Annotated in this window: 8 protein-coding genes; 2 read left to right on the top strand and 6 right to left on the bottom strand. The window is 50.9% G+C overall.

The window, feature by feature from the left end; translation table 11 throughout:
- Positions 1 to 426 precede the first annotated feature (426 nt).
- The 6 genes from ACKWCC_RS12450 to ACKWCC_RS12475 form a co-directional block, all read right to left on the bottom strand.
- Positions 427 to 2,913 carry a zinc-dependent metalloprotease gene (locus ACKWCC_RS12450; RefSeq protein ID WP_413996269.1) on the bottom strand — a complete coding sequence of 829 codons (2,487 nt, stop codon included), beginning with the start codon at positions 2,911 to 2,913 and terminating at the stop codon, positions 427 to 429.
- A gap of 131 nt (positions 2,914 to 3,044) precedes the next feature.
- On the bottom strand, positions 3,045 to 4,475 hold the full coding sequence (locus tag ACKWCC_RS12455; protein WP_413996270.1) for an SLC13 family permease: 1,431 nt from the start codon (positions 4,473 to 4,475) through the stop codon (positions 3,045 to 3,047).
- Between the two features lie 152 nt (positions 4,476 to 4,627).
- Positions 4,628 to 6,022 (bottom strand): c-type cytochrome domain-containing protein, encoded by a 1,395-nt coding sequence (locus tag ACKWCC_RS12460; protein ID WP_413996271.1) that lies wholly within the window; start codon positions 6,020 to 6,022, stop codon positions 4,628 to 4,630.
- Positions 6,023 to 7,022: 1,000 nt separating this feature from the next.
- Positions 7,023 to 7,892, bottom strand: a complete 870-nt coding sequence (locus ACKWCC_RS12465; RefSeq protein ID WP_413996272.1) for a sugar phosphate isomerase/epimerase family protein — start codon at positions 7,890 to 7,892, stop codon at positions 7,023 to 7,025.
- 116 nt (positions 7,893 to 8,008) lie between these two features.
- On the bottom strand, positions 8,009 to 9,520 hold the full coding sequence (locus tag ACKWCC_RS12470; RefSeq protein WP_413996273.1) for a DUF1501 domain-containing protein: 1,512 nt from the start codon (positions 9,518 to 9,520) through the stop codon (positions 8,009 to 8,011).
- 176 nt (positions 9,521 to 9,696) lie between these two features.
- Positions 9,697 to 12,345, bottom strand: coding sequence for a PSD1 and planctomycete cytochrome C domain-containing protein (locus ACKWCC_RS12475; RefSeq protein ID WP_413996274.1), 2,649 nt, complete (start codon positions 12,343 to 12,345; stop codon positions 9,697 to 9,699).
- A 402-nt stretch (positions 12,346 to 12,747) separates the two neighbouring features.
- Here ACKWCC_RS12475 and ACKWCC_RS12480 point away from each other — a divergent pair, with 402 nt between their 5' ends.
- Positions 12,748 to 12,921, top strand: a complete 174-nt coding sequence (locus ACKWCC_RS12480) for a type II toxin-antitoxin system HicA family toxin (RefSeq protein ID WP_413996277.1) — start codon at positions 12,748 to 12,750, stop codon at positions 12,919 to 12,921.
- On the top strand, positions 12,887 to 13,230 hold a 344-nt coding region (locus tag ACKWCC_RS12485; protein ID WP_413996275.1), incomplete at its 3' end, for a type II toxin-antitoxin system HicB family antitoxin. The genes ACKWCC_RS12480 and ACKWCC_RS12485, both read left to right, overlap by 35 nt.

Below are 13,230 nucleotides of genomic sequence, written 5' to 3' on the forward strand. Positions count from 1 at the left end.
CTATACGTTTTGTTGATATGGAATGGGCCCTTGTTGTGAAACGGACCATTTCTGTGGTTAAGTTTATTTGGCTTGTGGTTTGGGCATTTCGGTCATCGGATTTTTTGGTATTTGGTCGATAAGGGGTGTTTTTCCGTTCTTTTGGGCCAGGCTTTAAAACCGATTAAAAAGCGTCAGGAACAAGGTCCGGTCCTAGAGGTTTCCTTGTCGCTTTCACGGGCTCAGGAACAAAGTTGATGGTACAGGATGGCAGAACATATAAATGATGCCAGAAATAACGCGCTTTTTATTCTTTGGTCCATAATGGATGATTTTATGGTCCAAAAGTAGTGGTGCAGGGAAACATACGGGACAAAAGAAAGCCATAGGCCTGGACATGTGTCGTCCAATGACCTATGGCTGTCGATGAGAGGTTTGTTCCTTTGCTTACTTGGGTTCCAAAATCATGTCCACGCGCTCCACCACATCCTCCAGATGATAGCGGCTCATGCGATCACGGGTTCTGGAAACGGCGTTCCGGGCATCACGTTTAATGCGCTTTAGCTCGGCCCGGGCCAAGGAACGTATGTCTGACTGGCTGGTGTTCACCACCGTCGATTTCTGGTATCCTCCAAAATCCGGTTTTTTCTTTTGGTTCTCGGCCGTCATCAAATAGGCCAAACGATCTAGGTGCGCCTTTTGGAGATTGCGCCTGTAGGTGTCTATGGTGCGCCCGTTCCTGAGTTCTGACCAAAGTCCCTCCCGTAGATCGGTCATCAGGTCCAGTGCGGTATAGGCCTTGTTGCCCAGGGCGGTCTCATGCTCTATGAGCCTGGCCATTTTGCCCAATGCCAAGGTGTTGTCCAAGGTACGGGTCTGCATGGCGCGTACGCGCTCCACAAAGCCAGAGTACTGTGTTTTTTCAAAGATGCCCTGGTCCAAGAGCCACTCCGGTGTTCGGAAAAGCTGTTCTTGCAAGAAGGCCATTGCCTTTTGCTGGTTTGCCTTGGGTACCGGGGTATATACGGCACCTTCTTGGTCATAGGTCTTGTGGTGCTCATATACGCCGCCAATGTTGTTGGAGACATGGCCCATGTACCTATTGAACTGGGAGACCACCTGCCCGTACAGGGTTTCAAGATCGTCATAGTTCTTTCCATCTTCCGCGGTCCATTCCACTAGGTTGGGCACAATGCGCTTTAGGTTGGCAATGCCGTATTCACTGGCCTTTACCGCATCGTCCCCCAGATCTTCGGTCTGTGAACTGGGATCCACCACATCGCCCACCTGTTGGTGTCCAAAGCGGTAGAGCGGGTCTCCGGCATGCTCCAAGATCCAACTGTCCAAAATGGGCTTCTCATCTTCTGCGGAAGTGTCCAGAATGGGACGATAGCCCCATTCCACGGCATATTTGTCGTACACCCCAATATTGGGCATCAGGGCAACGCCCTCGTCCCCGGGCTGGGCCACATAGTTAAAGCGGGCATAATCCATGATGGAAGGTGCCGTGCCGTACTTTTTGGTAAAGCTGGCGGATCGCAGCGAATCCACAGGGTAGGCCACGCTGCTCCCCATATTGTGGGGCAGGCCAATGGTGTGCCCTACCTCGTGCGCCGATACAAAACGGATGAGCCTGCCCATGACGGCATCGTCAAAGGCCACGGACCTGGCGTCTGGGTTAATGGCAGCGGTCTGCACAAAGAACCAATTGCGCAAAAGGGTCATGACGTTGTGGTACCAATTAATGTCAGATTCCAGGATTTCACCACTCCTGGGGTCGCTCACGTGCGGCCCGTTGGCATTGGGAATGGGAGACGCCAGATAGCGCACCACGGAATAGCGTACATCCTCTGGCGACCATTCGGGGTCTTCCTCAATGGTCGGCGGGTCTTTGGCTATGATGGCATTTTTAAACCCGGCCGCTTCAAAGGCCACTTGCCAGTCTTCAATACCTTGTTTAATGTACGGCACCCATTGTTTGGGGGTTGCGCGGTCCACATAGTACACAATGGGCTTTTTGGGCTCCACCAGTTCCCCGCGCTTAAACTTCTCAATGTCCTCTTCCTTTACTTCCAGGCGCCATCGGTCCAAGAAGGTCAGGGTCTTGCTCTCTTGGGCATCCAGGCCGTAATCTATCTGCCCCCTGGCAAACCATCCCACACGACGGTCAAAATACCTTCGCTTCATGGGTTCCTTGGGCAAGAGGATCATGGAGTTGTTTATTTCCACCGATATGGAACCAAGACTGCCGTTGCTCGGTGGGGCTCCCGCCAAATAAGTCTTTACGTGCCTTGCCTCCAGGTTCAGCGGATAACTTTTTAGGCTTTCTATAAAGCTCCTGTCATTGTCCAAGCGGGAAACCTTGTACCTCTTTCTGTAAGGTTCCGGCATCCCCAGGGCTTTTACGTCCTTGGTGAACAGGTCGTCCACGGCTATGACGCTGGCCGGGGCAAGGGAGTCCTTTTTCAGGGCCATGATGTCAAAGGCATAGAGTACGGGCTCAAAGTTGGAGTTTACCACCGCCTCGTGCACCGGGAGCGAGTCTGCGGCCACCACATCATGGGAGACCACGCGCAGTAAGATTTTTTTGCCTTTTTTCTGCCAGCGCAACACCTTGGTGTTGATCTTGCCCCCGCCAAAGCCTATTTTGGAAGCGGTCTTGGAGATGCGGCTCACCATCAACATTTCCCGGTTAAGGAGGGAGTCCGGTATTTCATAGTAATGTTTGTCCTCCACCGTGTGCACATCAAAGAGTCCCTTGTCCGTTTTGGCCTCTTTGGTGATGACCTCGTTATAGTCCTTGATCCCATTTTTTTTGGGTTTTTCGGCCGGTTTTTCCGTTTGCTTTTTTTTCTTTTTGAAGAGCTGCGCCTCTGCGGTCAAAGGTGCAAGAAGCAGGAAAGCAGCCAGTAGTGGTAGGGTCTTTTTGATCATTTTTAAGTTTCATTTAGTCATTTTCCAAAGAACCGAAAAAATGGACAATGGCGTTGTTAATTAAATCATAACCATTGCCCAAGGCGCTGAAGTTTGCGCCCTTAACGGAAAATGGCCCCGGCTGCAACTTGCTAGAAGAGGAACGGCACCACATATTGAAACATCACGATCAAAAGGCATACGGCAATGAGGTTGAGCACAAGCCCGGCACGTGCCATCTGGTGCACTTTGATGTGGCCACTGGCAAAGACAATGGCATTGGGCGGAGTGGCCATGGGGAGCATGAACGCGCAGCTGCTGGCCAGGGTCACCGGAATGAGCAGATAGAGAATGGGAACCTCAAGTCCTATGGCAATGCCGGCCACCACCGGGGCCAGTACCGCCACCAGGGCAACGTTGCTCATGAGCTCCGTCATAAAGAGCATCAGGGCAATGAGGAGAATGGCCGTGAAGAGGATGGAAATTTCGCTCATGGCAATGGCATTGGCCACAAGATCCACAATACCGCTCACCGTCATTCCCTTGGCCAGGGCCAGCCCGCCACCAAAAAGGATCAGTATGCCCCAAGCAAGTTTTGACGTGTCCTGCCATTGCAGGATAAAGTCGCCCTTGGCCCAATTGTAGGGTAGGGCAAAAAGTGCTATCGCCGCCATCATGCTGATGATGGTGTCCGAGAGGCCCAATTCTGGAAAAATGGCGTTGATCAATGTGCGGAAAATCCAAAGAAACACCGTGACCCCAAAAATGCCGAGCACCATTTTTTCCTTACCCGTCATGGGGCCCAGTTTGTCCAGCTCCGAGGCAATGACCTGCTTACTGGCGTTAAAGTGCAAGCCCTTGTTGGGAAACATCCACTGGGTGAGTACCCCATAGCTTATGGCGATCATCAGGGCGGAGAAGGGCACGCCCATGACCATCCATTTCACAAAGGAGATCTGTATGCCGTACTCATTTTCCAACAGGCCGATCAATACGGAATTGGGGGGCGTACCGATCACTGTGGCAATGCCACCCGCATTGGCCGAAAACGCGATGCCCAGCATTACGCAGAGGGCAAAGTTCCGGTCGTTTTTGGTAAAGCCGTCCTTGTCGTGGATCAGTAGCCCGATCACGGACATGGCAATGGGCAGCATCACCACGGTACTGGCGGTATTACTGATCCACATGCTCAAGGTGGCCGTGGCGATCATAAAGCCCAGTACCACCTTGTTGGGCGTGGTGCCCGTTATCCGTATAATGTTCAGGGCAATACGTTTATGCAGCTTCACTTTTTCGAGCGCCAGCGCCATTACAAAACCACCAAAGAACAAGAATATGATGGGGCTGCCATAATTGGCGCCCACATCTGCCACCGGCATGATCTTTAGCAATGGAAACAATATTAGCGGCAACAGGGCGGTGACCGAAATGGAAACGGCATCGGTGATCCACCATACCACCATCCAAAGGGCCACGGCGATGACGGCGTCTCCCTGCTCCGAGACCATGACAAAGGGAAGGTTGCTTCCTATTAAAAACAAGACGGGCCCCAAAACGAGCCCCAATTTTCCGCTGGTGTGCACACACAAAGAATTAGATGGGCCAAGCTATGTTTTTTCTTTTGGATATGAAAATGAAATTAAGGGTGGTTGCCCGTGGGGACTTACGGCCCGGTCCTGTTTTTTGGAGGTGCCTTGGCCACGGAAAGCCCCACGTACTTGTCCCCCCACCATCTTCAATACACAATACTGTCCGAGGGTATGGGTGGCAGCTCGTAATGGCCGTAGTCCACCATGATTTCGGTGTCCGGGATCGGGGCCACGCCCTGGCCCCCTACCTTGGTATTGTAGAGGAACACTTTGGTGAGTCCGGGCAAGGTTTTCAAGGTGGGTAGGTGCTCGGGCTCAAAAGCGCTGCCGGCAAGGTTCAGGGTCTTTAAGTACCGAAGGGATGCCAAGGCTTGCACAGTGCTTCCGGTTACGGCGGTATGGTCCAACTTCAGTACGGTGAGATGGGGAAATTGCGACAGGTCCTCCAAGGCCTTGTCCGTGACCTCGGTGCCGCCAAGGTCCAAGCGGGCCAAGTTGTCCTTAATGGGCAACAGGCTTTGTAAATCGCTGTCACTGAACTGGGGCTTGTTAATGGCGGAGACACTCAAAAAATTGGAAGATGCACTGATGGGGTCCACATGGACCCCCGTTTCCTCCACGGCAAGGATGTGTTCCTGGGAGGCAGCCGCAATGTCCAGATCGGGAAAATCATAATCGTGCGCTTTTGGAAAAAAGGTGGAGAAAAGGGCTTTTTCCAATCCGGCTTCCCCAATGCTGCCCTCAAAGGGATGGCCCGCATCCACCCAGGCCCCGATCAGTGCCACTTCCTCTTTGGTGGGCTGCCTTTTTCCTTCAGGGGGCATGTGCAGGTCATCTTCCAAGGGCAGTGTCATTCTATGGTACAGTTCACTTTCTGGGGCGTTGTTGGCCAGGAGGACCTCACCGTTCTCGCCCCCTTTTAAAATGCCTTCCTTGTTGTGCAACAGCAGGCCGCCCTTGGTCTTCTTGGGGTTGTGGCAACTTACACAATTGTTGTTCAGAATAGGCGAGATGACATCTTGGTAGAGCTGGGCCTCCTGCCAAGTTGACTCGTTCAGCGCGATGTCCTTTTTTTCAAAGGTCTCAAAGCCCAGTGCCGATTTGATGTTGTTGGGCAAGGGTTCCACCAGATAATCGGAGCCGTGGGTAATGTTGCCCCCTTGGTGGCCGGTGTAGGAGAGCAACATGAAGAAGACAATGGAAAAGGCGGCCATTGGGATTTTGGAAAGGACATTTGCCATTTTTAGATTCGCCACCTTGGCGTACATTAAAAAAGAGAACAGGGCCGTGGCGATACCGGACCACAGGTGCCATTTTACCGTATCAAACGCATAACCTTCGCCCAAATATTGTAGATATCCGGTAATGCAGGCCATTACCGCGCTGATGCCGCCCCAACGATAGATGAGGGCAATGACGGGTTGGATTTCCTTTCTGTCCCGATCGCGCCATTGCAGCAACAGCCCCAGGATGATAAAGCCAATGGGCAGGTGTACGATCAAAGGGTGCAGCCTACCCAACAGTTGTTTTATGATCCCCATAATGTTAAGACAAGTTCAAGTATCAAGTATTGAGTATTAAGTATCAAGTATCAAGTAATGAGTATTGGGATTTGAGTTTCCCAGACGCCATCCCATTTCCAATTTCGCATTTCTTTTTTCAGTATTGAGTACGGAGTATGAAGTATTAAGATTTGAGTTTCTAACTTCGTCATTCCAATTTCCGATTTGGTCATTCGTCATTCGTAAATCCAACTTCCGATTTCCGATTTTCCACTTCTTTTTTTGTATTAAGTACGGAGTATTAAGTATTGAGTAATTGGAACTCGAGCTAAAATCTTCGTCCTATCGTCCTATCGTCCTAAGTCATTCCAATTTTCGATTTCCGATTTCCGATTTTCGATTTTCCACTTCGTACTTCGTCATTCCAATTTCCGATTTCCCACTTCGTACTTCGTCATTCCAATTTCCGATTTCCCACTTCGTCATTCGTCATTCGTAAATCCAACTTCCAACTTCCGATTTCCCATTTCGTACTTCAATTTTCGTACTTCGTCATTCGTAAATCCAACTTCTGATTTCCGATTTCTGATTTTCCACTTCTTTTTTTTTGTATTAAGTACGGAGTATTAAGTAATTGGAACTCGAGCTAAAACCTTCAAACTTGGTCCTATCGTCCTAAGTCATTCCAATTTCCGATTTCCCACTTCGTCATTCGTCATTCGTAAATCCAACTTTCCATTTCCGATTTCCGATTTCCGATTTCCCACTTTGTCATTCGTCAATCGTAAATCCAACTTCTGATTTCCAATTTCCGATTTCCGACTTCGTCAATCGTAAATCCAACTTCCGATTTCCGATTTCCGATTTCCGATTTCCCACTTCGTCATTCGTCAATCGTAAATCCAACTTCTGATTTCCAATTTCCGATTTCCGACTTCGTCATTCGTAAATCCAACTTCCGATTTCCGATTTCCCATTTCGTACTTCAATTTTCGTACTTCGTCATTCGTAAATCCAACTTCGTAAATCCAACTTCCTTTCATCTTTGCAATCGCGCTTTCAGTTGTGCCATCATATAGACATTGGCTTTCCATTGATTGGCCACAGGTACTTGGGTATGGGGCAGGGTGGGCATGTAATTGGCGGGGCCAAATTCCGTGGTAACGGTCATCGTGTCCTGGGTCTTCCATTTTTTACGGATGGTCTTTTCCCAAATGTCCAAATGGCGCTCCACTGCTTTTTGCCATTCCGGGGCCTGGGGGTCGTTCACTTGGGGCCCCTGGGCATGGCCCACGCGGGCGTGGATGTGGTGGGAACGCTCCAAAATCTGCGTTAGGGCGGTGTCTTTCCCTTGCAGTAAGGACTCGTGTACCACCATCCAATGGCTTATGTCCAAGGTGAGCTTTAGTTCGGGAAGAGCCTCCAAATATGCTCGGGTATCCGGTAGATTGTAACTGAAACGCCCTCGGTGGGTTTCATGGTAAATGGGCACATTTTCCGCTTTTCCCAAGGCTATGGCAGCTTCCAAAAAGGCCTTGTTTTGCTCAAATGACATAAAATCGCTCCCGGTGTGGCAATTGATGTAGGCCGGTTTCCACGCCAAAATCTGCTTAAAATGTTTGGTGTATTTCGTTAAGGCCTCAGGGAAGGGAAGGGCGCGATCGGTGCCGTGCAGAAACCCCACTTTTAACCCATATTTTTTCAACGCCGCCTTTAGTTGCGCTTGCTGTTCTTCATTGGAAGGGAACCAGGTCTCCACACCATGATACCCAGCCGCTTTCACCTTCTGGCAAAACGCGTCCCAAGAGACCTGGCGTCCCCAGTCCGTCTGGTAGAATTCCAGTTGCTTGCTCTGGGCCTGGAGCATAAGGGAGAAAAGAAGGCAGGGCAACAGAAGGGGTATTTTCATGGGGTCATTACATTTTTATGGTATGGCACTGGCATGGGATGGAACAGCGGTTTAAAAACAGCCGGGTTGGTCATGATGGTGGCATTGAAAGGGCGCATCTTCTTCCAGTACGGGCGCTAGGCCAAGATTTCCTGAATTACGTGGCCTTCCACGTCCGTGAGTCTAAACGGTCTGCCCTGAAATTCGTAGGTGAATTTTTCATGGTCAAAGCCCAAGAGGTGCATGATGGTGGCGTGGATGTCGTGGACGGAGACCCTGCCTTCAATACCGGAAAAGCCAATATCGTCCGTTTTGCCGTGGCAAGCTCCTTTTTTTATGCCGCCACCGGCCATCCACATGGTAAAGCAATCGCCGTGGTGGTCCCTGCCCTTGTAGGCCATTTTGGTGTTTCCACGGTTTTCCTGCATGGGGGTGCGCCCAAATTCCCCGCCCCAGATGATCAGGGTGTCCTCTAAGAGCCCGCGTTGTTTCAAGTCCATGATCAGGGCGGTAATGGGGCGGTCTATCTCCCGGCACTTGTTGCGCAGGCCCAGATCTATGGAGCCGGAGCGCACGTTGCCGTGGCTATCCCAGCCCCAGTCGAACAGCTGAACAAAGCGCACACCTTCCTCCACCAGTTTTCTGGCCAGGAGGCAGTTGTTGGCAAAGGACTCCTTTCCGGGCTCCACCCCGTACATTTGTTTTATGTTCTCTGGCTCACTGTTGATGTTCATGACCTCCGGTACCGCAATTTGCATGCGATAGGCCATTTCATATTGATTGATGCGTGCCAGTATTTCCGGATCGGCGTATTGGGCGTATTCTTCTTTGTTGATCTTATTGATGGCCTCAATGGTGCTTTTCTTTAAATCGCGGGTAATGCCCTTTGGGTCTTCAATGTACAGCACTGGGTCTCCTTTGGAGCGGCACTGCACGCCTTGGTACACGGAGGGCAGAAATCCGCTGCCCCAAACACTTTTGCCGGCATCGGGGCTGTTGCCCCCAGAGGTCAAGACCACAAAGCCCGGTAGGTTTTGGTTCACGGAACCCAGGCCGTAGGTGGCCCAAGAGCCTATGCTGGGCCTGCCCAGGCGAGCGCTTCCCGTGTGCATGAACAGCTGGGCCGGACCGTGGTTGAACTGATCGGTGTGCACGGCCTTTAAGAAGGCCACCTCATCTACCACTTTTTTGAAATGGGGCATAAAATTGGAGACCCAGTTCCCCGATTCCCCTTCCTGCTTAAAATCTGCCTGTGGCCCCATTAACTTTGGGGTTCCCTTGATAAAGGCAAATTTTTTGCCCTCCAAAAGGGACTGCGGACAATCCTGACCGTCCAGTTTCTGGAGGGCCGGTTTATAGTCGAACATTTCCAATTGGGAGGGTGCCCCCGCCATGTGCAGGTAGATGACGGACTTTACCTTGGGCGCGTAGGGGGGCGCCAGGGTGGACAATGGGTTCAGGTCCCGTTCCGTAAAGGCCGGTGCCGCTTTTTTGGAGGTTTTGGAAAGGGGGTCGCAGCCCATAAAAATGGAGCTGAGCGCCAAACCTCCCATTCCCTGGGCGCAACTTTTTATAAAGTGCCTACGGGTCTTCTCCTGGGCCTCCCGGGCCATTTTTTCCTTTAAGAGCCGTTCTATAAGATCGTTCATTTCCGTTGTCTTTTTAGGGGTTCCGGGACCCCACGCCACATTTTGCGCGGGTGGGCCGTTGCCGCTCATTTTTCACCATCCCACTGGGCTTGTTTTCCAAGGGTCCTTGCACCAAGCTGGCAGCGGTTGCCACCAATGTTCTTTCCAAGCCCCACGGTGTCTCCGTAGGGCATCTTTCAGGTCTTCGTTAAAAATTCATCCAAATTCAAAATGGCATTGGCCACTATGGTAAGGGCTGCCAATTCTGGGCTTGGCCGTTCTTGAAGATGGAAAAAGGGTTCTTGTGCCTCTGGGCTTTCTTGGTACTGTTCCAGTGCATTTTCATAAAGTTCCGTAAGGGCTTCCAAACGGTTGGGCGTTACGCTCCTCATCGTGGCCCGCTCATAGCTCTGTGCAATGCTCTGGGTCACGTCTCCAGGGACATGGTTGTTTTTAGCGAGATGGAAGGAGGCTTCCAGGTACACGGGGTCATTCAGGGTCACCAAGGCCTGGAGGGGCGTGTTGGTCACCGTTCTGCGCACCATGCAGACTTCCCTGCTCCCGGCATCGAAGGTGAGGAAGGAAGGGTAGGGGCTGGTCCTTTTCAAATAGGTGTAAACGCCGCGTCGGTAGCGGTCTTCCCCTTCGCTCTCCACCCAATCGGCCCCGTTGTACACGGTTTGCCAAACGCCTTCCGGTTGTGGGGGCATGACGCCGGGACCGTACATCTTGTCGCTCAACAGACCGGCAACGGCCAAGGCCTGATCCCTGATCTGCTCTGCGCCCAAACGGGTCCTTGGGCCCCTGGCGTAAAATTCGTTTTCGGGATCCAGTTGATACATTTCAGGTGTGCTTTCGGATTTTTGGCGGTAGGTGCCGGATTGCACCAATTCCTTGATGAGCGCCTTTATGCTCCATTGATGCTCGTTCATAAAACGCAGGGCCAACCAATCCAACAGATGCGGATGGGAAGGGGCTTCTGACTGGGAGCCCATATCCTCTACGGTAGCCACCAGGCCACGTCCGTAAAGTTGGTGCCATACACGGTTTACCAGGGTTCTGGCGGTCAGCGGATTTTCCTTGCTCACGATCCATTCCGAAAGTCCCAAACGGTCCTTGCTCCAATCATCGTTCCAAGGGTTTAAGCTCTGGGGTGTCCCCGGTTGCACGGTATCCGTTTTGGTGAGCCAGCTGCCACGATCAAAGACCTGGGTGGTTCGCTTCATGTACTCGGGATTTTCGGCCAAAATGGGAAGGCTTTCGGCATTTGTGTTGAGCAATTCCAACAAGGCCTTGTTCACTTGGGACCAGCCCGCTTTTTCCTGCCCGGGCATATCTGGGATAAAGGCCACCCAATAGAGGTTCATGATATTGGTCTCCGGGCGTGCGGCGGGGTTGTGCGCCTCAATGTAAATGTTGGTCTTTTTGTCCATGTTCACCAAGGGGAATTGGGAGGTGGTGTTCCCTGGGCTCTTATCAATGGTAAATTGGGCCAGTACCTGTCCGTCCTTATCTTTCTCCCTAAGGGTAATTTTGGTATTGTCATAATGCGAACGATAGTTGAAATAGACGTGGCTGGCCTTGTTGGTATAGGCATCTGGAATGACCAAGCTGCCGGTGTCCCAAAACACCACGGAGGCGTGGTCATCATACACCGTTCCCTTGAATTCTTTAAAAAAGTGCGATTTATAGACCGGCTCCGTAAACTGTAAGAAATCGCGGTAGGTCTTTACGTCCGCTGCCGTACCGTGGCGTTTCACCCAATCCAGCACTTTGTTCAACTGCTTTTGATCTTCCTCGCCATAGAATTTTAGCACGGGTGATTCGTTGGGCGTGTCCTCGTCCCTGGTGTTGTTAAAAAACGCCATCAGCTGGTAATATTCCTCGTGCTTAAAGGGGTCGTAGGTATGGCTGTGGCATTGTACGCAGCCAATGGTGGTGCTCTGCCAGACCTCAAAAGTGGTATTTACCCGGTCTATGACGGTGGCCACCCGGTACTCCTCATCGTCCGTGCCGCCCTCGTCGTTGTTCATGGTGTTCCTGTGGAATGCCGTGGCGATCAACTGGTCCGTGGAAGGTTCTGGAAGGAGGTCTCCCGCCAGTTGCTCCCGGGTGAACTGATCGTAGGGCAGGTCCCTGTTCAGCGCCCGGATCACCCAATCCCGGTACCTCCAGATAGAACGCCCCATGTCTTTTTCATAGCCCTTGGAATCTGCGTAGCGCGCCAGGTCCAGCCACCAGGTGGCCCATTTTTCGCCGTAGGCTGGTTGGGCCAGGAGGCTGTCCACCAAGCTTTCGTAGGAGATGAGGTCCTCTTTGAATTTGGCGAGCAGTTCCGGTGATGGTGGTAAGCCGGTGATGTCCAAGGACAGCCTACGGGCCAAGGTGCTTTTGTCGGCGGGCGGGTTGGGCCGCCATTGCTTTTCCTCCAAACGGGCAAGGACAAAGTGGTCAATATCATTCTGTATGAATGGGGTGCCCGTTTCTGGGGCAAACCCCGCTTCCGAAGCTTTTTTGGGTACGGCCACCTTGTCCGGCAGGGAATAGGCCCAGTGCTCTCCCCACTCGGCCCCCTGTTCCACCCATTTGGTGAGCAGGTCTATTTCCTCGTCCGAGAGCTTTGGCTTTTCATAGGGCATGCGCAGTTCGGGGTCTTCCTCGTGCAAACGGGTAATGAAGGCACTGTTGGCGGCATCTCCGGGGATAATGGCCGGTTTGCCGGAAGCCGTGACCGCGAAGGCCTCTTCCTTGAACAATAGGCTAAAATCGGCACTTTTCTTCACCCCACCGTGGCAGGTGATGCAGTTGTTGTTGAGAATGGGCTTTATCTGCGTGCTAAAATCCACTTGCTTTTCGGTTTGGCAAGATTGCAATGCCATAAGAAAGGCCAAAGCCAGATAAAATGGACCGGATTTGAAAAAACCTGATTTCATAGCATGGAACTGCTTTTTTGGACGTATTACATTTTTACAAAAGAACTCCAAAAATGGAGGTGTCTTAGCAACAACAAGGATAAACAATTAAAATAGCAATTAAAATAGACAATTTTTTGGAAAATATGGACAAATTAAGGTGATTGATGGATTTTCGACTATCAATAGTATTTGTTTCTTTCAATTTGTTATTGACGTACCGAAAAGTAACTATTTTTTAGTTACAAAAAATATGCTATCCTCATCCCAGGGAAAACCCAAAAGTTACTTGCCAAATTTCCAGGTAATCCTAAGGATTTGACTTGGGAGGAGCTTGTGAAAATTTTGGCACATTCCAATTTTAAGGAACTTTCCAAAAAAGGAAAGACGGGCGGTTCTAGCGTAAAGTGTGCCAACGAAAACAAAGATATCAGCAATTTGCCCAGACCACACCCCGGTAAGATCGCTAAGCCCTATGTTATTAAACAAATCTTATTTAAGTTCCGTTGAATTCAGCGCGGATGAGGGTATTTTGCGCGGTAAGATCATTGGTATAAATGATTTGGTTTCCTATGGAGCCAATTCTATTGATGATCTGCAAAAAGTATTCATTGAGGCGGTGGAAGATTACCCGGAAACTTGCAAGGAACTTAATAAAGAACCAAACAAATATTACAAGGGTGTTTTTAATGTGAGCTTGGATTCAACTGATAAACGCAACAGCTTGCTGTTGAAAAAAGCCCTCTCCGGAGATCTGGTCCTAGGGCCAGATCTCCGGAGAGGGCGGCGCAAAAACTTCATACCTTTGGGGTCGCTAAA

The sequence above is a fragment of the Maribacter aquimarinus genome (assembly GCF_047345505.1).
Taxonomy (GTDB): Bacteria; Bacteroidota; Bacteroidia; order Flavobacteriales; family Flavobacteriaceae; genus Maribacter.

Bases quoted from the DNA above. Each gene is read 5' to 3' on its own strand.
- ACKWCC_RS12450 (WP_413996269.1), bottom strand. From the start codon at position 2,913: ATGATCAAAAAGACCCTACCACTACTGGCTGCTTTCCTGCTTCTTGCA.
- ACKWCC_RS12460 (WP_413996271.1), bottom strand. From the start codon at position 6,022: ATGGGGATCATAAAACAACTGTTGGGTAGGCTGCACCCTTTGATCGTA.
- ACKWCC_RS12465 (WP_413996272.1), bottom strand. From the start codon at position 7,892: ATGAAAATACCCCTTCTGTTGCCCTGCCTTCTTTTCTCCCTTATGCTC.
- ACKWCC_RS12470 (WP_413996273.1), bottom strand. From the start codon at position 9,520: ATGAACGATCTTATAGAACGGCTCTTAAAGGAAAAAATGGCCCGGGAG.